Below are 26,810 nucleotides of genomic sequence, written 5' to 3'. Positions count from 1 at the left end.
GGCGCGCTCCTCTTATTCCATGCGCGCGGCTTCGCCGCTGTGGGTGGCGAGTCGCGCCGGTGCGCGCCCCAGGGTGGTCATCACCAAGTCGTCGATCAGCGCGATCAGCAGCACGACCGAGCCGAAGGCCATCGACAGTTGCGGAATCCACAGTGGCGTGGCGTCCACGCCCTGCGAGATTTCCTCGAATTCGTGCGACTGCAGCACCATGCGCACGGCGTAGAAGGCCAGCATCGCCGCCACCGCGGTGCCGGCGGCGAGCGAGAACCACTCCAGCGCCGCGCGCAGACGCGGGCCGACGCGCTCGAGCACCAGGCTCACGCGGATGTGCTCGCCGTGCTTGAAGGTGTAGGCCAGCGCGAGGAAGCCGCAGGCCGCCATCGCGTAGCCGGCGTAGTCGTCGGTGCCGGGCAGGTAGATGCCGAGCGGACGCGTGAAGACGCCGGTCGCGACCAGCACCAGCGTGGCCACCATGCCGACCGCGGCGAGCGCCCCGGACAGGCGGTACAAGGAATCGAGGAACGCTCTCATGGGCGATCTCCTGAACAAGAAGGCCCCGCCACGGCGGGGCCGATGCGGCATCCGCCGGTCACTTCAGCTTGCGGTATGCGTCGAGGATGGCCTGGCCGTCCGGACCGGCCTTCTCGACCCACTCGGCGGTCATCTTCTCGCCGACCTTGAGCAGCTCGGCCTGCAGCGCCTCCGGCGCGGGCTGGACCTTCATCTTGTTGGCCTTGAGCTGGTCGATGTACCAGGCGGTCTTCTCTTCCGACACTTTCCAGCCGCGCTCCTCGGCCGCGGCGGCGGCCTTCAGCAGGGCATCGCGCGACGGCTGGTCTAGCGCGTCGAAGGCCTTCTTCGACACGAACACGATGTTCTTCGGCAGCCAGGCCTGGATGTCGTAGTAGTGGCTCAGGTTTTCCCAGCTCTTGGTGTCGTAACCGGTGGCCGAGGAGGTCAGGTTGGCCGACACCACGCCGGTCGACAGCGCCTGGGTGAGGTCGGCGGCCTGCACGGTCACCGGCTGCCCCCCCATCAGCTCGATCATGCGCGCCACGGTCGGGCTGTAGGAGCGGATCTTCATGCCCTTGAGGTCGCCGATGCTCTTGAGCTCGGTCATGGAGTACAGGCCCTGCGGCGGCCAGGCCACCGAGTACAGGATCTTGAGGCCGTTCTTCGCCAGGCGCGCTTCGACCGCCGCCTTCGAGGCCTGCCACAGCTTCTTCGAATCCGCATAGCCGGTGGCCAGGAAGGGCACGGTGTCGAGCGCGTAGAGCGCGTCCTCGTTGGCCAGCCCGGAGATGATCAGCTCGCCGATCTGCGCCTGCCCGGACTGCACCGCGCGCTTGATCTCGTTGGCCTTGAACAGCGAGCCGTTGGCGTGCACGGTGATCTTGAGCTTGCCGCCGGTGGCCTCGTCGACCTCCTTGGCGAACTGCTGGATGTTCTCGGTGTGGAAGTTGTTGGCCGGGTAGGGGGTGGGCATGTCCCACGCGGTCTGGGCGTGGGCGACGGCGGCCAGACCCAGGCCTACGAGCGAAGTGGCGATCACCTTGACGAGGGGACGCGGGAAGCGCATGGCGATTACTCCTGGTAGAGGAGGGCGAGAAGCCCGGAACGCGGATTGGCGGGCGGCGACCGGTCTTCGATAAGTCACCGTTATTGCACAATAGAGATTTTGTGGGTATCTTGTCAACAAAACGTACACGTTTTTTTTGCAAAACGTCAGCGAAACCTTGTCTTCCACCTCCGGAGGCAGTCATGAAAGAAGCCAGCCGCATCGTGTCCTCCCAGCACCTGATCTCGCCGAAATCGCCCGAACTTTCCGAGATGGAGTTCGGCCTCATCATCGCCTGGCATGCTTTCGCACGCTGGATGATGCGCTGCATGACCACCGCCGGCGTCAAGGACATGACGCCGATCGACGTGCTGGTGCTGCACCACGTGTCGCACCGCGACTCCGAGAAGCGCCTTGCGGACATCTGCTTCGTGCTCAACGTCGAGGACACCCACGTCGTCTCCTACTCGCTGCGCAAGCTCGCCGGACTCGGCCTGGTGCAGAGCGTCAAGAAGGGCAAGGAGGCGTTCTTCTCCGTCACCGAGCGGGGCCGCGAGATCTGCCTGGCGTACCGCGACGTACGCGAGGCCTGCCTGATGCCCGGCTTCACCGGCAGCCCCGAGGACAACGCCCAGATCGGCGAACTCGCCCGCCTGCTGCGCACCCTGTCCGGCCGCTACGACCAGGCCGCGCGCGCGGCCTCCACTTCATCGCTGTAAATCCGCTGCACATCACCAGGGAGCCCTCCCGTGAGCTTTCGCATCCTCGACGCCGGCGACGCCGCGCTCACCATCGAATTCGGCAGCATCATCGACCCTGCCCTGCTGGCCGAGGTCAATGCGCTCGACGCCGCCGTGCTGCGCCGGAAGCAGGCGGGCAAACTGCCGGGCGTGATCGAGACCATGCCCACCTTCCGCTCGCTGACCGTGTTCTTCGACCCGCTCGTCACCGACCGCGATGCAGTGCTCGCCGCGCTGCAGCCGCTGATCGCCGCCGCCGAGCACGGCAGCACCACCGACGGCCGCCACTGGCGCCTGCCGGTGTGCTACGAGGGCGAGGCCGCCCCCGACCTCGCCGAGGTGGCGGGCGCGATCGGCATCGGCGAGGACGAGGTCGTCGCGCTGCACAGCGGAGCGGAATACCTGGTCTACATGATCGGCTTCCTGCCCGGCTTCCCCTTCATGGGCGACCTGCCCGCGCCGCTGCGCCTGCCACGCCGTGCCCAGCCGCGCGTGCGCGTGCCCGCCGGAAGCGTGGCGATCGCCACTGGCCTGACCGCGATCTACCCCTGGGAGAGCCCCGGCGGATGGCACCTGCTCGGGCGCTGCCCGGTGCCGTTGTTCGACGCCCGCCGCACCTCGCCCTCGCTGCTCGCGGCCGGAGACCGCGTGCGCTTCGTCCCGGTGAGCGCCCAGGAATGCCGCGCCATCGAGGCCGGCCTCGCCAGCGCCGAAATCGACCCCATGCAATGGCTGGAAAGCGCCCCGACCCCCGCGGAGAACGCAGCATGAGCACCCGGACCGAAGTGGAAATCCTCTCCCCCGGCGCCTTCGCCTCCATCCAGGACGGCGGCCGCCGCGGCCACCGCCGCATCGGCGTGCCTTGGGCGGGCGTGCTCGACCGCCGCCTGATGCGCATCGCCAATGCGCTCGCCGGTCGCGCCGAGGACGCCGCGGTGATCGAATGCTTCGACGGCGGCCTGCACGTCGCCGCGAGCGGCGGCGCGGTGAAGCTCGCGGTGGCCGGCGACGCGGTGGTCGAGGTCGAAGGCACCGAGGGCCGGCGCCAGCTCGCGCCGTGGCGCTCGGTGACGCTGGCCGACGGCGAGCAGCTGCGCATCCGCAAGATGGAGGGCGGACGCATCGCCATGGTCGCGATCGTCGGCCTCGAGCCGGCGGCGGTGATGGGCAGCGCCTCGACCTATGCGCGCGCCGGCATCGGCGGCGTGGATGGCCGTGCGCTCGGCCCTGGCACGCGCCTGGCGCTCTCCGCCGACGCCGACCCCTGGGACAGCGACCGCGTGCTCGCCCAGCCGCCCGCGGCCGACACCGGTCCGATCCGCCTGGTGCCCGGTCCGCAGGCCGACCACTTCAGCCCCACCGCGCTCGACGCCCTGGTGGGCGGCGAGTATCGCGTCACCACCGAGGCCGACCGCATGGGCATCCGCCTCGAGGGCGCGCAGCTGGAGCACGCCGGCGCCGCCGAGATCGTCTCCGACGCCACCGTGCCCGGCTCCATCCAGGTGCCCGGTGCCGGCCAGCCCATCGTGCTGCTCGCCGACGCGCAGACCGCCGGCGGCTATCCCAAGATCGCCACCGTGATCGGCGCCGACCTCGGCCGTCTCGCCGCGCTGCGCCCCGGTCAGAGCCTGCGCTTCGCCGCCGTGAGCGCCGCCGAGGGCGCGTGCATCGCGCGCGCCGCCGAGACCGAGACCCGGGCGTTGATCGCCTCGATCCGCGCCCTGCCGCCCGATGGCATCGACCTGATGGCGCTGTACACCGGGAACCTGGTCGACGGCGTCGTGCATGCCCTCGGCACCGAATACCGACCGCTGTATTGATCGCGCAAGCGCCGCCCGCCCTGGCGCGACGCAAGTCGCAATCCCGGCCCCCAGCCTGCACGCCCCGATCTCCCCACCCCAAGGAGCCCCGCCCATGAACAAGACGATCAACCTCAACGCCGACCTCGGCGAATCCTTCGGCCCCTGGACCATGGGCGAGGACGAGGCCCTTCTGCAGGTGGTGCGCTCGGCCAACATCGCCTGCGGCTTCCACGCCGGCGACCCGGTGGTGATGCGCCACACCGTGCGCACGGCGCTCGCGACGGGGGTGAGCCTCGGCGCCCATCCGGCCTACCCCGACCTGCAGGGCTTCGGTCGCCGGCCGATGAAGATGGCGCCGGCCGAGCTCGAGGCGATGATCATCTACCAGGTCGGCGCGCTCGCCGGCATGGCCGCGGCCGAAGGTGGCCGCGTCACCCACGTCAAGCCACACGGCGCACTCAACAACCAGGCCTGCGAGGATGCAGCGCTCGCCGACGCGGTCGCGCGCGCGGTCAAGGCCATCGACCCCGGGCTGATCCTGCTCGCCCCGGTGCTGTCGGAACTCCATGCGGCCGGCGCGCGCGCCGGGCTGAGGGTCGCCGGCGAGGTCTTCGCCGACCGCGCCTACACCGACAAGGGCACGCTGGTGCCGCGCGGCCAGCCCGGCGCGGTCATCCACGACCACGACGAGCTCGTCACCCACGTGCTGCGCATGCTGGAGGCCGGCGGCGTGGTCAGCCAGAGCGGCAAGGTGCTGCCGACTTCGATGGACAGCATCTGCGTGCACGGCGACACCCTGGGCGCAGTGGAGAGCGCGCGACATCTGCGCACGGAACTCGAAGCGCGCGGCTGGACCATCGCCCCCCTGCCACAGCTCTCCTGAGGCCGACCCGCCGGCTGATCAGGCAGGAGCGACGCAAGTCGCGATTTCGGCGCTTGATCTGCGCATGCGCCGGATACGCCGGGGGGGAGGACTCCGGATGATTCGATCGCGACTTGCGTCGCTCCTACGACCACACCCTACGCCCCAGGCGCCCTGTAGGAGCGACGCAAGTCGCGATCCTCGCCCCCGCGCAAACCCGGACGCTGCCGCCCCTTGGCGCCCAACGCTCACTCGACCTCCGCGATCCACTCGATCCGGCCCTGCCCCGCCTCCGCAAGGCGCGCGCGCAGGGCTGCGGCGGCATCCTCGGGCAGGCTGAAGCACAGCTCCACCGCCTGCCCGTGCGCCACCGCGAGCAGGCTCGCCCCGGCGGCGTCGAGCTCGCGCCGCAGCAGCCCCTCCATCGCATACGGCACCACGCAGCGCAGCGTCGCCAGGCGCACGATCGGCACCTTCTCGGCCTCGAGCAAGGCCTGCGCCACCGCGTCCGTGTAGGCGCGCACCAGACCCCCGGCGCCCAGCTTCACGCCGCCGAAGTAGCGCACCACGGTGGCGAGCACGCCCTCCAGGTCCTGGTGGCGCAGCACGTCGAGCATCGGCCGCCCGGCGGTGCCGCTCGGCTCGCCGTCGTCCACCGCCGCCGACTGCCCGCCCGCAAGCAGCGCCCAGCACACATGGCGCGCCCCCGGATGCTGCGCCCACAACGCGGCCACGACCTTCTGCGCGCCGGCGCGGTCGCTGATCGGCTGCACGCAGCCGATGAAGCGGCTCTTCTTGATGATCAGTTCGCTGTGGACGGGAGCGGCGAGGGTCAGCGGCATGGGGGGGATTCTAGTCCGATTCGCGCGGCGGCACGGCGGCGGCCAGCCGGCATTGCCATGGCGTGCAGCCCCCGAAAATCGCGGATACTCCGAAAATTCGGGGACGCATCCCAATGCCCCAATTCCCTTTTGTCATATTTCCAAATAGCATTCCAGCTCCCTCACCCAGGAGCTCGCAATGCCCGCCAGCGCCGCGCAGGACGATTACGACAGTCCGTGGAAGGAGGCCGTCGAGCACGCCTTCCCGGAGTTCATCGACTTCTACTTCCCCGATGCCGGCCGCCAGATCGACTGGGCGCGCGGCCACCGCTTCCTCGACAAGGAGCTGCAGCAGATCGTACGCGACGCCGCGCTCGGCCGGCGCCATGTCGACAAGCTCGCCAGCGTCACCACGCACGCCGGCGAGGAGGACTGGCTGTGTGTGCACATCGAGGTCCAGGGAAGCATGGACCCCGACTTCGCACGCCGGATGTTCGTCTATAACTACCGCATCTACGACAGCTACGACCGTCCGGTCGCCAGCCTGGCCGTGCTCGCCGATGACGACCCGGCCTGGCGCCCCGACCGCTTCGGCTACGAGCGCCTCGGCTGCCGGCACAATCTGCAATTTCCGGTCGCCAAGCTGGTCGACCACGCAGCGGACGAAGCCGCGCTGCTGTGCAACCCGAACCCCTTCGCACTCGTCACCGCCGCGCACCTCTACACCCGTCGCACCCGCCGCAGCCCGATCGCCCGCTTCGACGCCAAGCGCCGCCTGGTGCGACTACTCTATGAACGCGACTGGACGCGACAACGCATCCTCGACTTCTTTTCGGTGCTCGACTGGATGATGCGACTACCCAGGGAGTTCGAGCAGAGACTGTGGCAAGATATTGAAAATATTGAAGGAGAACGCAAAGTGAAGTACGTCACCAGCGTCGAACGACTCGCGATCGAGCGCGGGCTGCAGAAGGGCATGGAGCAAGGGCTCGAAATCGGTATCGAGAAGGGGATCGAGCAGGGTCGTGCCCAAGGCAGTGCAAGCGTCCTCCTGCGCCTGCTGAACCGGCGCTTCGGCCCGCTCTCCCCCGACATCATCCGGCGTCTCTCCCAGTCCACGCCCGAGCAGCTCGAGATCTGGGCCGAGCGCGTGCTCGAGGCGCGGACGATCGACGAGGTGTTCGCGGGGAACTGAAGCACGGGCTCACGCTGGACGGGGTGAGCGGCGTGCGCAAACCGCCGCAACCCCGCCGGTCTCCGATGGGTGAAGCGATCCGGCCACTTCGCCCCGCAACCGTGAAAGCGGATGAACGCCATTACATTCTCGACATGAACCCCGAGGCCTTCGAGCTCCCGTCTTGCCAGCGCATCGTCGCCCGCCTGTTCGAGCCCATCGACTGAGGCCCACCATGGCCCGCACCCACCCCGAAGGCTGGCGCCTGCTCCCCGCGGAGGGCGCGCGCGGGCGCGAGCTCGCCACCCTCGCCCGCCTCGCCGCCGCGTTGCCCGAGGACACCACGATCTACCACAGCCTGCACTGGACGCGCGCCGAGGGTCGCACGGCGGTGTTCGGCGAGGTCGATTTCGCCGTGGTCGGCCCGGGCGGGCGGGTGCTGCTGGTCGAACAGCAGGCCGGCTTCCTCGACGAGACGCCTGCCGGCCTGCTGCGCCCCGGCAGGCGCCGCGCGGCGCAGCTCAGCGTCGAGCTCGCGCGCAACGCCGACGCCCTGCGCGCCCGCCTGCGCCCGCTGCTCGACGGCACCGAGCCCGTGCTCGACGTGCTGCTGCACTGCCCCGACCACTGCGTGCGCCAGCCCGGCACCGCCGGACTCGACCCCGAGCGCATCGTCGACGCCGGCCGGCGCGACCAGCTCCCCGCGATCGTCGCCGCGCTGACGCGGCCGCAGGAGGGCGACCCGGCGCTCGACGCCGCGCACCGCCAGGCCCTCCACCGCTTCTTCGCCGACCTGCTCGAGCTGGTGCCGGACGTGCAGTCGCACATCGGCCAGGTCGAAGACCTCACCACCCGGCTGTCGGGCGGGCTCACCGAGTGGGCGCGCCGCATCGTGGTCGAGCCGCACCGCCTGCGCGTGACCGCCACCGCCGGCAGCGGCAAGACCCAGCTCGCGCTCGCCGCCTACACCGACGCGCTCGCCGCCGGCCGGCGCCCGCTCTACGTGTGCTACAACCGTCCGCTCGCCGACCACTTCGCGCGTATCGCGCCCGCCGGCGGCGAGATCGCCACCTACCACCAGCTCTGCGACCGCCGCGTGCGCGACGCCGGCCGCAAGCCGGCCTTCGGCGCGCCCGGCGCCTTCCGCCGCATGGAGGCGGACTTCGCCACCCTGGTGCGCGAGCAGCCCGATCCCGCCTGGCAGTTCGACGAGCTCATCATCGACGAGGGCCAGGACTTCACCGAGCCCTGGCGCGATGCCCTGCTCGCGCTGCTGAAGCCGGCGGGGCGCGCCTGGTGGCTGGAAGACCCGTTGCAGAACCTCTACGACCGTCCGCCGGTGGCGCTGCCCGGCTGGGTGGGGCTGAGCGCCGACACCAACTACCGCACCCCGGCCGACGTGCTCGCACTCCTCAACGCCCGCCTGCCACTGCCCGCCCCGGTGCGCGCCGGCAGCCCGGTGACCGACAGCGAACCGGAGATCTTCGCCTGGCGCGACGAAGCCGGGCTGATGGATGCCACCAAACGCGCGATCACGCGCGCCCTCGGCCTGGGCTTCCGCCGCGACGCGATCGTGCTGCTGACCTTCCGCGGCCGCGAGCATTCGCGCTTCACCCCGCTCGACCACCTCGGCCCCCACCGCCTGCGCGCCTTCACCGGCCGCTACGACCTGCTCGGCGAGCCGGAGCACTCGCAGGGCGAACTGCTGATCGATTCGGTGTATCGCTTCAAGGGCCAGTCGGCGCCCTGCATCCTGTTTACCGAGATCGACTTCGAGACGACGGGCGGGCGAATGGACGAGCTCACCATGCGCAAGCTTTTCGTCGGCGCCACGCGGGCGACGATGAAGTTGATCCTGGTGGCGTCGGAGCGTGCGGCGGCCGCGCTCGCGCCGGTCGCGGAAGCGGGCTGAGGCGCCGCCCCCCGAACGCGGCGGGTCTCCGGGAAACGTAGCGCTACCCAACCGCCGCCATCGCGACTCGCGTCGCTCCTGCGAAAAACACCACGTTCCTGGAGCCGCGCTGCAGGAACGACGCGAGTCGCGAGCGGCCGTCGGGCTGCGACGCAGGATGCCGCGCCGCTGCGTGCTCAGACCTTCAGGTCGACCTGGCTCAGCGTGCCGACCCCACCGTCCTCGCGCAGGTAGACGCCGCTCGCGCGCATCACACCCTGGGTGTCGTTCGCAGCGCCCTTCAGGCTGAACGGTGTCGCCACGCGGCCGAGGTGGAGGGCGCCGACGCCCGCCTCGCTCAACGACCGCACGCTGCCCTTGCCCGCCGCATCCGGCCGCCACACGCGCAACTGCGACCAGGCGGCATCGGCCTCGTCGATCCAGCCGTTGGCATCGTCGTCGAGGCGGGCGAGTTCGGAAAAGCCGTCGCCGCTGGCGGGTCCGAAGAGCTCGCGGCCATCGTCGATGCGGCCATTGGCGTTACGGTCGAAGGCGAGGAAGCCGCTGCCGCTCACCAGCGGAAGCTTCTCCCTGGTGCCGTCGCTATCCAGATCGAAGTCGAAGCGCACCTCCGAGAGCGCCGCCGCGGGGCCGCCGAAGTCGAGCACCAGTGGATCCTTCAGGCGCTGGTCGCCGGCGCGCACACTGACCGCCACCGACTCGGTGTAGCTGCGCGACATCTCGAAGCCGAGCTCGAAACGGATCTCAGCACCGTCCGCGGTGCGCACCACGCCGGCGGCACCGAAGGCAATCGTCTCGGTCTCGCTGAAGCGGCTACTGAAGTCGTATTCGAGCCCGAAGCCGGCGCGCCGTGCGCCAGCCTGGCCGCTCGTACCCGGGTTTGCGCCGGTCTCATAGCCAGGCTCGGCGGCGTCGGCAGACTGCAGGTCGCGCATGCTGAAGCGCCGCACCGGCTCGCCGGTGAGGAACTCGATCATGCGGATCAGCATGGCGAGGCGCGGATCGTCTTCGACCGCCTCCTCGGCGACCGCGTCCACCGCCGCAGTCACGCTCTCGGCCGCCAGGGCGTTCTGGCCCGCGGCGGAGAGCGCCACCACCGGGGGCTGCGTGCTCTCCGCTGCGGAGCCGGAATCGCGCGTGCCTCGCCAGACTTCGAGGCGCTCACGGGTCTCCAGCGACTGGGCGAAACGGTGCGAGGACTGGAGCTCGACACTGGACGCGGTGACTTTCATGGCTAAGGCCTCGCAAAGGTGACTGACCGGTACACCTAACGACATCCCGTCACGTTCCTTGACCGCGATCGGTCGCCTCGAAGTCCATCTGCGGGGACCGAAGCCCGCGCCGCGCCGTCGACGGGCGAAGGTATTCGAGGTGCATCAGAAACTCGTTGAGCATTCATGAACACGTTCTATATTGAATATGCGCTCGATTGCAGCCCACGCACCGACATCCCTCGCATTCCTCGATGACATCCAGCTCGGGAGATCACGAATGTCCGCCCCAAGAGCCTATCGATTTCTGCTCGCCCTCGCCGCCGCGGCGACCGTCTCCAGCAGCCACGCAGCAGCCATCGCCTCGCAACCCTTCGACATCGGTGTCGACATGGTCCAGGTATTCAACGACCGGCTCGGCGCTGGCCGCTTCTTTGCCGGTGCGGGTACGGACCGCCTGCGCGTGAGCGCAAGGGTGACCCCCTCGCCGGATACGGACTTCTACGATCAGAGCTCGAACGGCGGCGAGACCGCGATCTTCGTCACGCACCCCTCCACTCCTGGGCTCGATACCCGCCTGCAGTTCGTCGGCCTCCAATCCGGCGGCGGCGGCGGCAAGAACGACTACACGACGACCTTCAATCTCGCCAATCCCTTCGTACAGGGGCAGCTCGCCGCCTGGGACGCGACCCCGTTCGCGTTGCGAATCGAGAACCCGTCCGCCCCCGGCGGCGAAACCACGAAGTGGGTCACAGCCCCGGACTACGACAGCAGCGTCAACCTGCCCTTCCTGCAAGATGTCGCGATCACCGGCGGCGGCCTCGCCCCCACCCTGTCGTGGACCGTCCCGGACACCACCGCGCCGATCACCAACATCCGTATCCAGCTTCGGCGCATCGACGCCGAGGAGCCCGGGCGCATCACCGCGGCGACGCTCGTGCACGAGGCCGTCCTGCCGCTGGGCAGCAACGGCTACACCCTGGATCAGGCCTTCAGCAACGGCGGGCTTCCCGGGCTGCCGAGCGGCCTGGAGCAGGGGAGCAAGTACGAAGTGGCGGTGATCCTCGAATCCGCCGAACCCGGCCTGATCAAGGGCCGCGCACGCACCTTCTTCGAGTTCACCCCGCTCACGGACGACGCCGGCGACAGGACGATCTACCTGCCGAGCGTGGACAGTGCGGGAAACTTCAACTTCGACATCGAGGTGAGGGCCGGCGAGACCATCCTGATCGATCCGGTGGTCGCGGTCGGCTATGACTATCAGATCGGCAGCGGGGATCCACTGTTCGCAAGCGTCACCCTGCCGAACGTCGGTGACGGAATCTTCGAACTCTGGCTTTACGACCTGAACCTCGCCGACTTCGTGTTCGAAACCTTTCTGGACGCAGGAGAGCGCTTCGACTTCACGGGCGGCGGCGTGGATCGGTTCCGCGTGCTCGGCATCGAGCCGTCGGCAGGACTGGATCCGACCGATGTGCAGGCTTTCGTGACCGAGATCGGTTTCACCGGGAATGGCCGGTTTACCGGTCGCATGACCCCGATCACCACCAATTTCACTCCCGTGCCGGAACCGTCCTCGCTCGCGCTGCTGGCCCTGGCGGTGCTGGCGCTCGGAGGACTGCGACGCAGTTGCCGCGCCGGAGGCTCGCTGCGCTAGCATGAGCGGATTCCCGCTTCGCCCGGAGTCCGCCATGAGCAACAAGCATCGCCACACCCTGGAAGCGATCTTCCGCGATCCGCCGGCCGGCAACCTGCACTGGCGCGAGGTCGAGTCGCTGCTGAGCCACCTCGGCGCCGAGGTCGAAAGCGGCCACGGCGCGCGCTTCCGCGTCGTGCTGAACCGGCGCGAGTTCTACCTGCACCACCCGCACCACGGCAGCGACTTCGGCAAGCAGGCGGTGAAGGACCTGCGCGAATTCCTCGCCAGCGCCGGCGTGTCGCCGTCGAGCTACCAGGACGGCACGGGCTGACGCAGCGCGCCCGACCGCATCGCGGTCGCGGGGCTTCGCCGCCGCGCCACGCGCCCGGAGGCGTGCGACGCAGGAATCCGGGCGCTCCAGCCGGCAGGCCGCGCGCGTCCTCGACGGGCGTCGCTCAGGCGAGCGAGCGCGCGAGCTCCGCGATCGCCTCGTCCTTGTGGCCGCCGTCCGCCTCCGCCCACTCGGGGTGGGCGCGGGCGCGGCCGATCGCCTCGGGCAATGCATCCTTGCGCCAGCGCACGCTCACCGGGTCGGCGATCATCGGCATGCCTGCGCGCCCGGCATCGAGCTCGATGGGCTTCACCGCGGCGTGGCCGCGCCCGTCCAGCGCGACCAGCAGGCTGCGCTGGCGCAGCGCGACGATGCGCAGGATGGCGTCGTCCACGGTGAGCTCGCGGTGGCCGCGCAGCTTGGCGGCGAGGCGCTCTCCGTAGTGACCGAAGGTCTGCCACAGGCCGCCAGCGATGGCGCCGAGGGCGGCGGCGGCGCCCAGCGTGAGGCCGCCGGTCATCAGGTCGATGCCGACGCCGGCTGCCGCGCCCGCGGCGGCGCCGGTGCCGAGGCGCACGCCCATCTGGCGCAGGGTCTCGGGGTTGAAGAGGTCGTCGTCCCAGCGCCCGTCGGCGAGCGGCAACTCGGCCATGCGCGCGTCGTCGGCGCGGAAGCGGTACAGGCGCAGCAGCGCGTCCACGCAGGCCTGCTCGCGACTGCGCACGTCCGCGCGCAGGCGCTCGACCGCGCGCTGCAGCGCAGCCTCGTCGTCCTCGGAATCGGCGAGGCGGTCACGGCGCGCGGCGAGCTCGACCAGCAGCTCGGCGACCAGGCGGCGGGCGGCTTCGCGACGCGCCGCGGCCTCGCGCGCACGCGCCTCGATCAGGGCCTGCAGGCGGCCGCGGTGGCTGTGGATCAGCGTCGCCAGGGTGTCGAAGAGTTCGCGCTCGCCGTCGAGCGGCGGCGCCACGGTGTCGAAGCTGACCACCGCGTGCAGACCGAGGCGGGCGAGCGCGCCGCGCCAGTCGTCCGCCCGCGCCACCGGATCGGCGATGAAGTTGAGTACCGGCAGCAGCGGTCGCGCGCACGCGGCGAGCAGCTCGAGTTCGTCACGGTGCTTGGGCAGCACCGGATCGCGCGCATCCACCACATAGAGCGCAGCGTCGCTCGCCAGCATCTGGCGCAGCACCTTGGCCTCCTGCTCGAAGCGGCCGGCGGCCTCGTCGCGGGCGAGGAAGCGCGCCACGCGCTCGGGGCCGTCGACACGCTCGCCGGGGTCGACCAGATCGTCGATGAACTCGAGCAGCGCGATCGCGTCCTCCATGCCCGGGGTGTCGAAGAGCTCCGCCGCCGGCACGCCGTCGGCCATCAGGCGCAGGCCCTCGACGTGGCGGGTGGTGCCGGCGGAATCGGAGACCTCGCCGAAGCCCACGTCGCGCGCGAGCGTGCGCAACAGCGAGGTCTTGCCGGTGTTGGTGTGGCCGACCACGGCCACGCGCAGGATGTCGTTCATCGGGCCTCGTCTCCCCGTTCCAGCCAGCCGCACGCGGCGCCCGCGTCCGCCAGCGCCGCCGCCTCGCCCAGGCCGATCCCGGCCAGGCCCTCGCGCCACTGGCGCAGCCGCCCGGCCTGCTCCGCCGCGGCATCGACGCCGGCCAGCCAGATGCGGGTCGCCTGCGCGTGATCGGCAAGTTCGGCGATGAGGCCGAGGCTGCCGCGATCCGGGGTCTGGCGGGCATCGACGGCGACCACCAGGCGCACCGGCGGGTGGGCGGCGAAGCGCGCGCGCACGCTGCGGCGCTGCTCGCGGCTGTCGAGTCGGCCGCCGTCCTGCCAGGCGAGCGCGACCGCAGCGTCGTGTGCGCCAGCGAGCGCATGCGGCCACGCCAGGTCGTCGCCGAGTTCGAGCGCCACGGCCACCGCTCCGCCGTCGCCATGGGCGACCGCGGCGTGGCGCTGCGGGTGGGGCATCGCCGCCGGCTCGGGGTCGCGCACGCCGATGCGTTCGCTGTCGGGCATCAGCAGCGGGCGCAGGCGGGCGTAGCCTGGGCGGCCGAGGTCGAGCGCAAGCGCACGCGTCGCGCGCCGCCACAGCCCGAAGCAGAGCAGCGCGAGCGCCAGCCGCGGCAGCACGCCGTAGATCGTCATCGCCCCCACCAGCCAGCCGGCCCAGGCGCGCCGGCCGGCCTCGTCCAGCATCGGGGCGTCGCCGCTCGCCAGTACCGTGGCGGCGTCGGGCACCGGAAAGCCGAGCATGCCGGGCAGCGCGCCAAGCGCCGCGCTCAGCGCGACGAAGGTGTCTGCGGGCAGGATGGTGGTCTCCCACACGAAGCCGTAGCGCCGCGTGGCGAGCAGCGCCAGCACGCCCAGGGTCGCACCCGACAGGGCACCGAACCACAGCGCGTGGTTGGCCGCGCCCACGCCCCACGCGGCACTACGGCCACTGCCGAGCAGGCCGCCGAGCGCGAGCGGCAGGTCGGCGGCTTCGCGGCTGCGGTCGAGCCAGCCGGTCACGGCCAGCCAGGCACGACCGAGCAGGCCGCCGTGCTGCAAGGCACCGCCTTGTGCGCGTCCCTGCAGCATCAGGCTGGCGAGCCACAGGAGCAGGCTCAGCAGATGCACGCCGAGCAGACCGCCGAGGGTCCACACCACATTCACCGGCCGCGTGCCGTCGCCGAGCGCACCCGCGGCGGCGCCGAAGCCGAACACGAAGGCGAGCACGCAGGCGAGCACCAGCAGCAGGCGCGCCCGCCCCTGCCAGCGCTGGATCGCCTCGCGCCAGCCGCCGGCGGCTTCGAGCACGGCCGCGCGGCGCAGCACGCGGGCCTCGAGATCGCCCGCGACCGCACGCGCCTCGGCGTGCGCGCGCGCCTCGTCGAGCGGCGGATGGCGTTCTTCATGGCGGCGGACGAGCTCGGCCAGCCAGCGCAGGGACAGGGAGTTCGGCGGAAATGACGTGGGCACGCGGGGTCCGGACGAAAGGTCGGCGAAGTCGGGAAGCGGAAGGATAACAACCTCGCCGGCGAAGCGCATGGACTCGACCGCCTGTGCACGGATCCGGCGCCGATCCGCCATGGCAAATGGGTTGAGCCGGGCGCGAATTGATCTCAATCAATAAACACCCAGCCAAAATCGTTAGCCTTGTGGCTTCCGCCCACCACCGGACGCGCCCATGAGTACCGACCTGTTCCATTGGACCGACGAGTTCAGCATCGGCCTGCAGGAGATCGACGAGCAGCACAAGGAGCTCGTCGAGCTGCTCAACCAGCTCCACGTCGCGATCAAGGAACACCACGGCTCGACCACCTCGCGCCAGATCCTCGACAAGCTCGCCGACTACACCCGCACCCACTTCGCGGTCGAGGAGAGCCTGATGCGGGTGTCGAATTACCCCGAATTCGCCACCCACAAGCAGAACCACGAGGACCTGATCGCCCAGGTGCAGGCCCTGCAGGACAAGCTCGACTCCGGCCAGGCGACCATCACCTTCGAACTCCTGCACTTCCTCAAGGTATGGCTCACGCGCCACATCAACGAGGCGGACAAGCGCTTCGGCGCGTATTTCGTCGAGGCCGGCGGAGCCAGCAAGTGGTCCGATCACGTCGAGCAGGCGATGAAGAAGCGCAAGTGGTGGTGGAAGTTCTGGTAAGAACGGCAGGCCAGGCCTCAGACTCCTCCACAGGCAACCCGACTCACCCTTCCGGAAACACGACGATGCAGCACACTTCCACGGTCCGACTCGCCCTCCTCGCCCTCGTCCTCGCCGGCAGCCTCGGCGCCACCGCCGCACACGCCGAAGCGCTCGCCTGCCCCACGCTGTCCACGGCGACCCAGGTCCAGCCCTGCCCGACCGAGGACGAACTCAAGTACACCTACACCGGCTACTGCAGCGACAACGCCCGCCTGTACGGCCGCGACGTGCTCACCTGCGCGAGCTTCGAGAACTACAAGGAAGTGAAGAACGTCGCACTGTGGGAGGCCGAGGGCGGCAAGTTCGACGGCTACCTGTCCTGCAACGTCGACGCGGCCTCGATCAAGGCCTCGAAGGCACAGAAGCTGAGCGTCGAGCGCGTCAAGACGCTCACCCGCGTGATCTGCGACTACGAGAACGACCACCGCCTCGTGCATCGCACCAAGTCGGAGTGCGTGGTGGAGGCCGCGGACTGCAGCGGCGCCGAGTGCAAGGCGCGCTGCGACTGAGTAAGCCGAGCCGGCCGCGGGACCGCGACGCAGGCGGCGGGGCCGGAGCTCGAACGCGGGCGGCGGCGGATTCGTCCCTTCAGTCCGTGCGGCGCGGCAGCTGCCCGGTGAAGCTGCCCAGGATGGAGATCACCTCGTCCTCGGCGAGCTCGCGCACGATGAACACCAGCCGGCTGCGGCGGTCGTCGTAGGGCGCCGAATCCGGCCAGGCCGGCAGGCTGCTCGCCGGATAGACGCTGTGCTGCACGCACTGCAGCACCCGCGGCAGCGGGTCGCCGGCGACGTTGAGCAGGCCCTTGATGCGCAGGATGCGTCCGCCGTAGACCTGCAGCAGCAAGGCGAGCCCGTCGGAGAAGCCGAACCAGTCGAGCGGCTCGTCGAAGACGAGCACGAAGGCGCTCACGCCGGGGGTGTGGCGCGAGTTCTCCTGCTCCGCGGCCGTGAGAGAGTGAACGCCGGCCCCGCTCCGGCCCGGCCTGCGCCACAGCGGCGCAACGGGTGCACGATGCGCGGCGCGCACCGCCTCCTCGCCCAGCCAGGCGGCCACGTCGGGGGTCTTGCCAGCGGGGTCGTACAGACCGCAGCCGAACACTGCCTCCGGCCCCACCTCCCCGCCCGCCACCTCGATCTGGCGCGCGCCGGGGTTGAGCGCGGCCACCAGCGCACCCACCTCGGCGCGCATCGCGTCGGCGGCCAGATCGCCCTTGGTCAGCAGCACCCGGTCGGCCATCGCGACCTGGCGCACCGCCTCGTTGTGGTGGGCGAGCTGTTCGCGCGCATGGGTGAGGTCGACCGCGGTCACCACGCCGTCGAGCCGGTAGCGCTCGGACAGGAAGGGCTCGGCCATCAGGGTGTGGATCACCGGCGCGGGGTCGGCGAGCCCGGTGGTCTCGATCAGCACCCGGCGCAGGCCCTTCAGCTCGCGCCGCAGCGCACGCATGAAGAGGCTCTTGAGCGCGCGCACCAGGTCGCCCTGCACGCTGCAGCAGATGCAGCCCGAGTCGAGCACGACCAGGCTCTCGTCCACCTTCTCCACCAGATGGTGGTCGACCCCGACGGCGCCGAACTCGTTGATCAGCACCGCGCTGCCCTCCATCTGCGGCTGGCGCAGCAGGTGGTTGAGCAGGGTGGTCTTGCCGGCACCGAGGAAGCCGGTGAGGAGGGTCACCGGAATGCGGCGGTCGACGTCGGCGGATTGCGCGGGAATGTTCATGGCGCCGCAGTGTAGCCGGCGCACCCGACGATCAGAAGCCTGCCGCGAGCACAAGGCGGCGTATCGCGACTCGCGTCGCTCCTACGAAGGAACACCGCGCTTGCAGTGGCGTGTGTAGGAGCGACGCGAGTCGCGATACGGCGCTGCAGATGGCAACCGATGCCGCCGAGTACATGGGCGCTGCGTCGAGACTCTCGTCGCGCCTACGGGCGGCCGGATCGCGGTGGGTGGGAAGGGGCGGTCACTGCCAGCCGCCGCCGAGCGCCTTGTAGAGTTCGACGCGGTTGGTCGCCTCGATGAGGCGCACGCCGATCAGCTCCAGTTCGGCTGCGTAGAGGCTGCGCTGGGCGTCGAGCAGGCTCAGGTAGCTGTCGACGCCACCGCGGTAGCGGGCGTCGGACAGCTTCAGGCTGTTCTGCGTCGCCGCCACCTGCTTGCGCCGGGCGTCGATGCGCTCGGCGACGGTCGCGCGCTCGGCAAGGGCGTCGGCCACTTCCCTGAACGCCGACTGGATCGCCTTCTCGTACTGGGCGACGTTGATGTCGCGCTGGATCTCGGCGAGATCCAGGCTGGCCTGGAGGCGGCCGGCCTCGAAGATCGGCAGGCGCAACTGCGGCACGAAACTCCACGCCCCCGAGCCGCCGCCGAACAGGCCATCGAGCGTGCTGCTCGCGGTGCCGGCGGTGGCGGTCAGCGTAATGCGCGGGAAGAAGGCTGCACGCGCAGCGCCGATGCTGGCATTGGCCGCGAGCAGGGCACGTTCGGCCTGCACGATGTCGGGACGGCGCGTGAGCACCTCGGAGGGCACCCCGGCGGGGAGCTCCGCCACCGTCGCAACCGCCTGCTCGAGCCCGTCCGGCAACAGCGTGTCCGGGACACCACCGCCGACCAGTTGCGCGAGCACGTTGCGGTCCTGCGCAACCACCGTCTCGAAACGTGCCGCATCGGCACGCGCGCTCTGCAGCAGGGTCTCGGCCTGATGCACGTCGAGCGCCGACACCGCCCCCAGCTCCAAGCTGCGCCGCACGAGATCGAACGACGCCTGGCGGGTCTGCCGGGTGTTGTGCGCCAGCGCCAGGCGTTCGCGGTCTGCAGCCAGGCGAAGCCAGGCATTGGCGACTTCGGCCACCAGGCTGATCTGCGCGCTGCGGCGAGCCTCCTCGGTCGCGAGGTAGTTCTGCAGCGCCTGCTCCTCGAGGCTGCGGACGCGGCCGAAGAAATCGAGCTCGTAGCTGGCGAAGCCGAGGTTGGCCGAGTACTGGCGGCTGACGTTGGAGTCACCCGTCATGCTCAGGTCGCCCGGCACGCGCTGCGCACTCTGCCCGCCGCTGACCGCGATCGACGGGAACAGGTCCGCCTGCTGGATGCCGTACTGCGCGCGCGCGCGCTCGATGTTGAGCGCGGCGACGCGCAGGTCGCGGTTGTTCTCGAGTGCGAGCGCGATCACCTCGCGCAGGCGCTGATCGGCGAAGTAGTCGCGCCAGGCGATGGTGTCGGCCAGGGGCGCCACCACCGGGGCCGCGGTCGGCGTCGCCTGCGGGAAGGTCGCCGGCACCGGCGCCGCGGGGCGCTCGAACACCGGGATCATCGAGCAGGCGCCTAGCGTGGCGGCGGCGAGCGCCACCACCAGGCTGCGCAGCGGCGTGGCTGCACGCCCGCGACGGACGCTCGACACCGGCACCGAATCCGGCACGAGCAGGGCTTTTGCGTGGGTCTTCATCTCAACGTCCCTCCTGGGCGATCGGCGCCACGGCCTCACCCTTGGGCTTGTCCGGGAAAATGCGCTTGATCACGACGTAGAACAGCGGCACGAAGAACAGGCCGAGCAGCGTCGCGCCGATGGTGCCGCCGAGCACGCCGGTGCCGATCGCGTTCTGGCTGCCGGCGCCGGCGCCGGTGGCGATCGCCAGCGGCAGCACGCCGAAGCCAAAGGCGAGCGAGGTCATGATGATCGGGCGCAGACGCATGCGGACCGCGGTCAGCGTGGCGGAGATCAGGTCCTTGCCCTCCTCCATCTGCGCCTTGGCGAACTCCACGATCAGGATCGCGTTCTTCGACGACAGGCCGATGGTGGCGAGCAGGCCAACCTGGAAGTACACATCGTTAGACAGCCCGCGTCCGGAGGCGGCGAGCAGCGCGCCGAGCACGCCGAGCGGCACCACCAGCATCACCGCAAAGGGCACCGACCAGCTCTCGTACAGCGCCGCCAGGCACAGGAACACCACCAGCAGCGACAGCGCATAGAGGGCAGGCGCCTGCGAGCCCGAACGGCGTTCCTCGTAGGAGGTGCCCGACCAGTCGTAGCCGATCCCCGGCGGAAGCCTGGCCATGATCTCCTCGACCGCCTTCATCGCCTCGCCGGACGACAGCCCGGGCGCGGCCTGGCCGAGCAGTTCCATCGACGGATGGCCGTTGAAGCGTTCGAGGCGCGGCGAGCCGTAGGTCCAGTGCGCGGTGGCGAAGGCCGAGAACGGCACCATGTCGCCCGCCTTGTTGCGCACGTACCACTTGTCGAGGTCCTCGGGCGTCATGCGCGAGCCCGCATCGCCCTGCAGATAGACCTTCTTGATGCGACCGCGGTCGAGGAAATCGTTGATGTAGCTGCCGCCCCAAGCGGTGGATAAGGTGTCGTTGATGTCGGCGACCGACAGGCCGAGCGCCCCCGCCTTGGCGTGGTCGATGTCGAGCTTGAGCTCCGGCATGTCCTCCTGGCCGTTGGGGCGCACGCCGACGAGGCGCTTGTCCTGCGCCGCCATGCCGAGGAACTGGTTGCGCGCAGCGAGCAGGGCCTCGTGACCCAAACCGGAGCGGTCCTGCATCTGCACGGTGAAGCCGCCCGAGGTGCCGAGCTCGATCACCGCCGGCGGCACGAAGGCGAACACCATCGCCTCGCGGATCTGCGCGAACGCGCCCATCGCGCGCCCGGCCACCGACTTCACGTCCTTGCCCGGCGCCTTGCGCTCGTCCCAGTGCTTGAGGTTCACGAAGCCGATGCCCATGTGCTGGCCGCTGCCGCCGAAGGAAAAGCCGGCGACCGTGAAGATCGCGCGCACGGTGTCCTTTTCGTTCTCGAGGAAGTGGTGCTCGACCTTCTTCAGCACCTCGAGCGTGCGCTCCTGGGTGGCGCCGGCGGGCAGCATGACCTGGTTGAACATCACGCCCTGGTCTTCCTCGGGCAGGAAGGAGGTCGGCATGCGCACGAAGAGCAGGCCGAGCACCGCGACGATGGCGAGGTAGATGGCGAGGAAGCGCACGCTGCGCTGGAGGATGCCGCCCACGCTGCGCTCGTAGCGCTGGGTGCCGTTGTGGAACTTGAGGTTGAACCAGTGGAAGAACCGGCCGAACAGGCCGCCTTCGCCATGTTCGTGGCCCTTTTGCACCGGCTTGAGCATGGTGGCGCACAGCGCCGGGGTGAACACGATGGCCACCAGCACCGACAGGCCCATCGCCGACACGATGGTGATGGAGAACTGGCGGTAGATCACGCCGGTCGAGCCGCCGAAGAAGGCCATCGGCACGAACACCGCCGACAGCACCAGGCCGATGCCGATCAGCGCGCTGGTGATCTGGTCCATCGAGCGCTTGGTCGCTTCCTTGGGCGGCAGGCCCTCCTCGGTCATCACGCGCTCGACGTTCTCGACCACCACGATGGCGTCGTCCACCAGCAGGCCGATCGCCAGCACCATGCCGAACATGGTCAGGGTGTTGATCGAGAAGCCGAACGCCGCCATCAGGCCGAAGGTGCCGAGCAGCACCACCGGGATCGCCATGGTCGGGATCAGCGTGGCGCGGAAGTTCTGCAGGAACAGGTACATCACCAGGAAGACCAGCGCCACCGCCTCGATCAGCGTCATCACCACCGATTGGATGGAGATCTTCACGAAGGGCGTGGTGTCGTAGGGCACGACGTACTCCACGCCCGCGGGGAAATAGCGCTTCATCTCGTCGAGCCTGGCACGCACCGCGGTCGCGGTGTCGAGCGCGTTGGCGCCGGAGGCCAGGCGGATGCCGACGCCGGCCGCAGGCTGGCCGTTGAAGCGGGCGACGGTGCCGTAGTTCTCGGCGCCGATCTCGATGCGCGCCACGTCCTTCAGGCGCACCTCGCCACCCTGCGTGCTGCTGCGCAGCAGGATGTCCTCGAACTCCTGCACGGTCTGCAGACGGCTCTGGGCGGTGATGGTGGCGGTGAAGCCCTGGCCGGGCAGCGCCGGCGTGCCGCCGAGCTGGCCGGCCGAGACCTGGGTGTTCTGCGCCATCAGCGCCGTGCGCACGTCACCCGGGGTGAGGCGGTAGTTGGTGAGCTTGGCCGGGTCCATCCACACGCGCATCGCGTACTGCGCGCCGAACACCTGCACCTCGCCCACGCCATCGACGCGCGACAACGGGTCCTGCACCGAGGACACCAGGAAGTCGGACAGGTCGGTGCCGGTCATCGAGTTGTCCTTCGACACGAAGCCGACCACCATCAGGAAGTTCATCGCCGACTTGGCGACCGTCACCCCCTGCTGCTGCACGGCCTGCGGCAGCAGCGGCAGCGCGGTCTGCATCTTGTTCTGCACCTGCACCTGGGCGATGTCCGGGTCGGTGTCGGCGGAGAAGGTCAGCGTGGTCGAAGCGTTGCCGTAGGCGTCGCTGGTCGACTTCATGTAGAGCAGGCCGTCGAGGCCGGTGAGCTTCTGCTCGATGATCTGCGTCACCGAGTCTTCCACCGCCTTGGCGGAGGCGCCGGGGTACTTGGCGTTGATGACGATCGCCGGTGGCGCGATCGACGGGTACTGGGACACCGGCAGCTGCTGGATGGACAGGGCGCCCGCCAGCATGATGACGATGGCGATGACCCACGCGAAGATGGGTCGGTCGATGAAGAAACGGGCCATGGTCGGCTACCTCAGCTGGCCTTGGGCGCGGCGGCCGGCGGCGCACCTGCCCCGGCTTCCTGCGCCTGCACCGGCGTGCCCGGGCGGGCCTTCTGCAGGCCTTCGACGATGATGCGCTCGCCGGCCGTCAGGCCGCCGGTCACCACCCAGTCCGAACCGAGCGATTGCGCCACCTTCACCGGGCGCGCCTCAACCTTGCTCTCGGCGTTCACCACCATCACCAGCGCGTTGCCGAGCGGGTCGCGGCTGAGCGCCTTGTGCGGCACCAGGATCGCGTCGCTGCGCGTACCCTGCGGCAGGCGGGCGCGCACGTACATGCCCGGCAGCAGCACGCCGTCCGCGTTGGAGAACTTCGCGCGCAGGGTGACGCTGCCGGTGCCTTCGTCCACCGTCACCTCCGACAAGGCCAGGCGGCCCTCGACGGCGTATTCGCTGCCATCCTCGAGGATCAGCTTCACCGGCACCTCGCCCTTGGCGCCCGTCTGCATGCGGCCGGCGGCGATCTCCGCGCGCATGCGCAGCATGTCGGCGCTGGACTGGGTGAGGTCGACGTAGATCGGGTCGAGCTGCTGCACGGTGGCGAGCGCCTGCGTCTGGTTGGCGGTGACCAGCGCGCCCGGCGTCACCGCCGAGCGTCCGATGCGCCCGGAGATCGGCGACTTGAGGCGGGTGTAGTCGAGGTCGATGCGCGCCTTGTCGAGCGCCGCCTTCGCCGCGGCGACCTCGGCCTGGGCCTGCTTCAGCGCGGCCTGGGTGTCGTCGTTGGCCTGCTTGCTGACAGCGTCGATCTTGACCAGCCCGGCGTGGCGTTCGGCCTTGATGCGCGCGACCTGGGCATTGGCCTCGGCACGGGCGAGCGCCGCCTTGGCGCTGTCGTGGGCAGCCTGGTAGGGGGCGTCGTCGATGCGGTAGAGCACCTGCCCGGCCTTGACCTCGCTGCCCTCGTCGAAGGCGCGCTGGGTGAGGATGCCGGTGACTTGCGGGCGCAGCTCGGCGATCAGATAGGGCGTGGTGCGGCCGGGCAGCTCGGTCACCATCGGCACGCTGCCGCTGGCGACCGTCATCACGGTCACCGCCGGCGCCTGCGGCGGCGCCCCGGCGCCCGGCGCGCCGCCCTGTTGTTCCTTGCCTCCGCTGCAGGCGGCCAGGACCAGGGCGCTCAGCGCCACCGCAGCCGCGGACCTGAAAAGGGGTTGGGAGCTTGTCTTCATTGGAGCCTCGTGAACGCGAGAAACGACGACACCGGCGTGCGACTGTTGATCGCTGGCCGACATCCCGCTCATTAGAATGGTTATTCTATATCGAACGCTCATTCTATGTTATGGTTTGCTGCATCGCAAGATTTTTAAGGACATCGTCCCGCCCCGGTGGTTCATCGCCGGCGGGAGTGAAGGCCTGACCGGAGCAGCATGCAGATCACGGACCCCACGCCCCACACTACCGAAGCCTCGCGCGCCACCGCCCGTCGCCAGCAGATCCTCGCCGCCGCCGCGCAGTGCTTCCGCGAGCGCGGCTTTCATGGCGCCAGCATCGCACGGATCTCGAAGATCGCGGGCATGAGCGCCGGCCATATCTACCACTACTTCGAGAACAAGGAGGCGATCATCGCCGCGATCGTGGCGCAGGATCTTGAAACCCTGCTGACCCTGACCGCCGAGCTGCGCGCCGCCTGCAACGTACGCCATGCCTTGATCGAACGCGCCGCCGAAGGCGTGCTGGATCAGCTCGACCCCGACAGCGCAGCGCTGAAGGTGGAGATCGTCGCCGAGGCCGCGCGCAACTCACACGTGGCGCAGATCGTCCGCGAGGCCGACGCCACGTGTCGGCGCGAACTGATGGTCACCATCCGCGCCATCCGCAGCGCCGCCGGCCACGACGACACGCCGGAAGCAACTGCCGACATGGTCGAAGTGCTCGCAGCCCTGTTCGAAGGCCTGCTGCTGCGCACGATCCGCAACCCCGAGCTCGACCGCAAGCACGTGGCGCAGCGCATCCAGCTCGCCATCAACGATCTGCTCGACCAGCCGGGCTGAGCTTCCGGCACCAGGCATCCCCTCGGCTTGACGAACGCATGACCAAGTCCTAGACCAGTCATAGCGGCGCACTGCTCTCGCGCCGCGCAACGGCAAAGGACCACAACAACGTCCCGACGGAGACCCAAATGAACAGACTGCTCGCCTGCGCGGCGGCGGCACTGCTGCTGAGTGCCTGCGCATCCACCGAGAAAGAACTTGCCGACAAGGGCATCAAGCCGCTCGACGCGGCGAAGGTCCGCATCCTGCTGTCCGGCAACACTGCAACCGGCACCACCGCGTCCGGCAGCGGCTTCATGATCTACAACGCCCCCGACGGCACCACGCGCGGCAAGAGCGGCAACAGCAGCGACACCGGCAAGTGGGACGTCACCGCCGACGGCCAGCACTGCAACCATTGGACCTCCTGGCGCGGCGGCGAGCGGCGCTGCGCGCGGCTGTACGAGGCGGACGGCGAAATCCGCTATTTCGACGGCGGCAACTACGCTGGCCGCTTCAAGATCGAGCAGGGCAATCCCTACAAGCTCTGAGAATCAATGGGGTCGGACTCGATGATCGTCCCGGTCGGCGACCGATCGAGTCCAACCCCACTGAATCCGGGCCTTACAGGTAGCCGAGCTTCCCCGGCAGCCACAGCGCGAGCTGCGGGAACACGATCATCAGCGTCAGCCCGGCACCCATCGCCAGCACCAGCCAGATCACCCACTTGAAGGTCTCCTCCATGCCGATCCCGGCGATGCGCGAGGTGATCATCAGGGAGATCGCCATCGGCGGGGTGAACTGGCCGATGGCGAGGTTGATCGTCATCATCACCCCGAACCACACCAGGTCCCAGCCCATCGCCACCGCGATCGGCACCAGCAGCGGCAGCAGGATCAGGAAGATCGAGATCGCGTCGAGGAACATCCCCGCCGCGAGCAGCAGCAGGTTGATCGACAGCAGCATCAGCCATTCACTGGAGTGCAGGCCGACCAGCGCCTTCGCCGCGGCGTCGAAGATGCCCAGCGTGTTGCCCGCCCAGGCGAATACCGAGGCGATGCCGATGATCATCAGCACCACCGCCGACAGCTCGCCGGCCTCGACCAGCACGCGGAACAGGCCTCTGAAGCTGATGCTGCGATACACCACCATGCCGACGAAGATGCCGTAGGCCACCGCCACCACCGCCGCCTCAGTGGGCGTGAAGATGCCGGTGCGCAGGCCGCCGAGGATGATCACCGGCGCCAGCAGGCCCCAGATCGCCTCGATGAAGCTCTTGCCGAGCGGCGGGCGCGCGGCCTTGTAGTCGCGGCCGAAGCCGTACTTGCGGCTGATCACGATCGCCGGCACGAGCAGGCACAGTGCGGCGACGATGCCAGGGAACAGGCCGGCGGCGAACAGCGCCGGCACGGTCGCCGCCGGCACCATCACGCTGTAGACGATGAAGGCCACCGAGGGCGGGATCACGATCGCGGTCGAACCCGAGGCGGCGATCAGGCCGGCCGAGAAGCCCTTCGGATAGCCGCGCGCGATCATCGACGGCAGCATCACCGCCGCCACGGCGGCCGCATCGGCCGGGCCCGAACCGGAGATGCCGCCGAGCAGCATCGACACCAGCACCGCCACCACCGCCAGCGAGCCCGTCCATTCGCCCACGATCGCGGTGACGAAGCGCACCAGGCGGATGGCCACGCCAGAGCGCTCGAAGATCATGCCGGCGAGGATGAACATCGGGATCGCCAGCAGCGGGTACTTGGCGATGCCGGCGTAGATGTTGGTCGGCACCGCGAGCTGGTCGAAGCCGGCCATCGCGAGCACGGCGATGCTGGCCACGCCCAGGCCGGTGGCAAGCGGCATGCCCGCGAGCAGGGCGAGCAGGAAAAGGCCGATGAGCACGCTGCCGATCATGCCCGCCCCCGCACCCGGGTCAGCACCAGGCGCAGCACCAGCGCCGCCGCCAGCACCGGCATCCACACCGTGTACCACCACTGCGGCACGCCCAGCGCGGGCGAGGTTTCTTCAAACCGGTACTGGTCCCAGGTGAGCTTGCCGGCGTAGAAGGCGATGAAGGCGAACAGGCTGGCGGTGACCGCGAACGACAGCCAGTCGGCGAACGCGCGCAAGCCCGGTGGCAGCTTGCGGACGAAGAAATCGACGCGGATGTGGCGATCGAAGGCGAAGGCGGCCGAGGAACCCAGGAAGGACAGCACGATCAGCAGCGCGATCGAGAACTCCTCGGTCGCGGCGAAGGACTGCGAGGTGAAGTAGCGCGCCAGCACGTTGCCGAAGGTGATCAGCACGATCAGCCCCATGACGGTGCCGGAGAGGATCTGCTCGATCGTGTAGGAGGCGGGGGATTCGGCGTCGTGCGGGGGTGATTCGATATTCATGGGTTCAGGGTGCCTTCAATGGAAAAAGGCCGGACAGCCCGACTTCGGTACTGTCCGGCCCGCGCACT

Annotated in this window: 24 protein-coding genes; 12 read left to right on the top strand and 12 right to left on the bottom strand. The window is 69.7% G+C overall.

Annotated features, from left to right (window positions below; all coding sequences use genetic code 11):
* Positions 1-12 precede the first annotated feature (12 nt).
* Both ACZ5PP_RS14525 and ACZ5PP_RS14520 read right to left on the bottom strand, forming a co-directional pair.
* Positions 13-531: a TRAP transporter small permease gene (locus ACZ5PP_RS14525; RefSeq protein ID WP_004309483.1), complete on the bottom strand. Its 519-nt coding sequence runs from the start codon at positions 529-531 to the stop codon at positions 13-15.
* A 58-nt stretch (positions 532-589) separates the two neighbouring features.
* A complete protein-coding gene (locus ACZ5PP_RS14520; protein ID WP_004309482.1) occupies positions 590-1,579 on the bottom strand; it encodes a TRAP transporter substrate-binding protein in 990 nt (329 codons plus the stop codon).
* A 182-nt stretch (positions 1,580-1,761) separates the two neighbouring features.
* Here ACZ5PP_RS14520 and ACZ5PP_RS14515 point away from each other — a divergent pair, with 182 nt between their 5' ends.
* The 4 genes from ACZ5PP_RS14515 (at position 1,762) to ACZ5PP_RS14500 (ending at position 4,983) form a co-directional block, all read left to right on the top strand.
* On the top strand, positions 1,762-2,277 hold the full coding sequence (locus ACZ5PP_RS14515) for a winged helix DNA-binding protein (RefSeq protein ID WP_004309481.1): 516 nt from the start codon (positions 1,762-1,764) through the stop codon (positions 2,275-2,277).
* A gap of 30 nt (positions 2,278-2,307) precedes the next feature.
* Positions 2,308-3,069, top strand: a complete 762-nt coding sequence (gene pxpB / locus ACZ5PP_RS14510) for a 5-oxoprolinase subunit PxpB (protein WP_273422290.1) — start codon at positions 2,308-2,310, stop codon at positions 3,067-3,069.
* Positions 3,066-4,118 (top strand): 5-oxoprolinase subunit C family protein, encoded by a 1,053-nt coding sequence (locus ACZ5PP_RS14505; RefSeq protein WP_464826181.1) that lies wholly within the window; start codon positions 3,066-3,068, stop codon positions 4,116-4,118. Before pxpB ends, ACZ5PP_RS14505 begins: the two co-directional genes overlap by 4 nt.
* A 94-nt stretch (positions 4,119-4,212) precedes the next feature.
* Positions 4,213-4,983, top strand: coding sequence for a LamB/YcsF family protein (locus ACZ5PP_RS14500; protein WP_464826180.1), 771 nt, complete (start codon positions 4,213-4,215; stop codon positions 4,981-4,983).
* Between the two features lie 227 nt (positions 4,984-5,210).
* Here the strand turns inward: ACZ5PP_RS14500 and ACZ5PP_RS14495 are convergent, their stop codons facing one another.
* Complete coding sequence (locus ACZ5PP_RS14495) at positions 5,211-5,804, bottom strand: IMPACT family protein (protein ID WP_464826179.1); 594 nt, start codon at positions 5,802-5,804, stop codon at positions 5,211-5,213.
* Positions 5,805-5,982: 178 nt separating this feature from the next.
* On the opposite strand from ACZ5PP_RS14495, the gene ACZ5PP_RS14490 reads away from it, so the two are divergent.
* On the top strand, positions 5,983-6,978 hold the full coding sequence (locus ACZ5PP_RS14490) for a DUF4351 domain-containing protein (protein ID WP_276658914.1): 996 nt from the start codon (positions 5,983-5,985) through the stop codon (positions 6,976-6,978).
* Between the two features lie 214 nt (positions 6,979-7,192).
* Positions 7,193-8,869, top strand: coding sequence for an ATP-binding domain-containing protein (locus tag ACZ5PP_RS14485; protein ID WP_273422297.1), 1,677 nt, complete (start codon positions 7,193-7,195; stop codon positions 8,867-8,869).
* Between the two features lie 176 nt (positions 8,870-9,045).
* Here ACZ5PP_RS14485 and ACZ5PP_RS14480 read toward each other — a convergent pair whose 3' ends face one another.
* A complete protein-coding gene (locus ACZ5PP_RS14480; protein ID WP_012584483.1) occupies positions 9,046-10,101 on the bottom strand; it encodes a hypothetical protein in 1,056 nt (351 codons plus the stop codon).
* A 187-nt stretch (positions 10,102-10,288) separates the two neighbouring features.
* On the opposite strand from ACZ5PP_RS14480, the gene ACZ5PP_RS14475 reads away from it, so the two are divergent.
* On the top strand, positions 10,289-11,737 hold the full coding sequence (locus tag ACZ5PP_RS14475; protein ID WP_261789166.1) for a PEP-CTERM sorting domain-containing protein: 1,449 nt from the start codon (positions 10,289-10,291) through the stop codon (positions 11,735-11,737).
* Between the two features lie 34 nt (positions 11,738-11,771).
* Positions 11,772-12,050, top strand: a complete 279-nt coding sequence (locus tag ACZ5PP_RS14470) for a type II toxin-antitoxin system HicA family toxin (RefSeq protein ID WP_004325032.1) — start codon at positions 11,772-11,774, stop codon at positions 12,048-12,050.
* Between the two features lie 124 nt (positions 12,051-12,174).
* Here ACZ5PP_RS14470 and ACZ5PP_RS14465 read toward each other — a convergent pair whose 3' ends face one another.
* Together ACZ5PP_RS14465 and ACZ5PP_RS14460 are read right to left on the bottom strand one after the other, a co-directional pair.
* Entirely contained in the window at positions 12,175-13,563 is a 1,389-nt protein-coding gene (locus ACZ5PP_RS14465; protein WP_012584481.1) for a GTPase/DUF3482 domain-containing protein, read from the bottom strand.
* Entirely contained in the window at positions 13,560-15,014 is a 1,455-nt protein-coding gene (locus ACZ5PP_RS14460) for a DUF2868 domain-containing protein (protein WP_261789165.1), read from the bottom strand. The genes ACZ5PP_RS14465 and ACZ5PP_RS14460 overlap by 4 nt, the downstream gene beginning before the upstream one ends.
* 208 nt (positions 15,015-15,222) lie before the next feature.
* Here ACZ5PP_RS14460 and ACZ5PP_RS14455 point away from each other — a divergent pair, with 208 nt between their 5' ends.
* Both ACZ5PP_RS14455 and ACZ5PP_RS14450 read left to right on the top strand, forming a co-directional pair.
* On the top strand, positions 15,223-15,699 hold the full coding sequence (locus ACZ5PP_RS14455) for a bacteriohemerythrin (protein ID WP_004265753.1): 477 nt from the start codon (positions 15,223-15,225) through the stop codon (positions 15,697-15,699).
* A 65-nt stretch (positions 15,700-15,764) separates the two neighbouring features.
* The gene (locus ACZ5PP_RS14450; protein ID WP_004265751.1) at positions 15,765-16,250 is read left to right on the top strand and encodes a hypothetical protein; all 486 of its coding nucleotides are present in this window, start codon (positions 15,765-15,767) and stop codon (positions 16,248-16,250) included.
* Positions 16,251-16,329: 79 nt separating this feature from the next.
* Here the strand turns inward: ACZ5PP_RS14450 and ACZ5PP_RS14445 are convergent, their stop codons facing one another.
* The 4 genes from ACZ5PP_RS14445 to ACZ5PP_RS14430 form a co-directional block, all read right to left on the bottom strand.
* Positions 16,330-17,463, bottom strand: coding sequence for a CobW family GTP-binding protein (locus ACZ5PP_RS14445; RefSeq protein ID WP_012584479.1), 1,134 nt, complete (start codon positions 17,461-17,463; stop codon positions 16,330-16,332).
* 241 nt (positions 17,464-17,704) lie between these two features.
* Entirely contained in the window at positions 17,705-19,183 is a 1,479-nt protein-coding gene (gene adeC, locus ACZ5PP_RS14440) for an AdeC/AdeK/OprM family multidrug efflux complex outer membrane factor (protein WP_464826178.1), read from the bottom strand.
* Between the two features lies 1 nt (position 19,184).
* Entirely contained in the window at positions 19,185-22,340 is a 3,156-nt protein-coding gene (locus tag ACZ5PP_RS14435; RefSeq protein ID WP_464826177.1) for an efflux RND transporter permease subunit, read from the bottom strand.
* An 11-nt stretch (positions 22,341-22,351) separates the two neighbouring features.
* Positions 22,352-23,551, bottom strand: coding sequence for an efflux RND transporter periplasmic adaptor subunit (locus tag ACZ5PP_RS14430; protein ID WP_043742514.1), 1,200 nt, complete (start codon positions 23,549-23,551; stop codon positions 22,352-22,354).
* Positions 23,552-23,749: 198 nt separating this feature from the next.
* Between ACZ5PP_RS14430 and ACZ5PP_RS14425 the strand changes: the two genes are divergently transcribed.
* Positions 23,750-24,373 carry a TetR/AcrR family transcriptional regulator gene (locus ACZ5PP_RS14425; protein WP_464826176.1) on the top strand — a complete coding sequence of 208 codons (624 nt, stop codon included), beginning with the start codon at positions 23,750-23,752 and terminating at the stop codon, positions 24,371-24,373.
* 128 nt (positions 24,374-24,501) lie between these two features.
* Entirely contained in the window at positions 24,502-24,903 is a 402-nt protein-coding gene (locus ACZ5PP_RS14420; protein ID WP_012584475.1) for a DUF995 domain-containing protein, read from the top strand.
* 73 nt (positions 24,904-24,976) lie between these two features.
* On the opposite strand, the gene ACZ5PP_RS14415 is transcribed toward ACZ5PP_RS14420, so the two are convergent.
* Together ACZ5PP_RS14415 and ACZ5PP_RS14410 are read right to left on the bottom strand one after the other, a co-directional pair.
* The gene (locus ACZ5PP_RS14415; RefSeq protein ID WP_004265733.1) at positions 24,977-26,260 is read right to left on the bottom strand and encodes a TRAP transporter large permease; all 1,284 of its coding nucleotides are present in this window, start codon (positions 26,258-26,260) and stop codon (positions 24,977-24,979) included.
* Positions 26,257-26,742, bottom strand: a complete 486-nt coding sequence (locus ACZ5PP_RS14410; RefSeq protein ID WP_004265732.1) for a TRAP transporter small permease — start codon at positions 26,740-26,742, stop codon at positions 26,257-26,259. Before ACZ5PP_RS14410 ends, ACZ5PP_RS14415 begins: the two co-directional genes overlap by 4 nt.
* Between the last annotated feature and the right edge of the window lie 68 nt (positions 26,743-26,810).

It is taken from the genome of Thauera sp. DNT-1, from assembly GCF_055393985.1.
The sequence above is the reverse complement of the archived record's forward strand: the minus strand, read 5'-3'. Positions and strand labels throughout refer to the sequence as shown.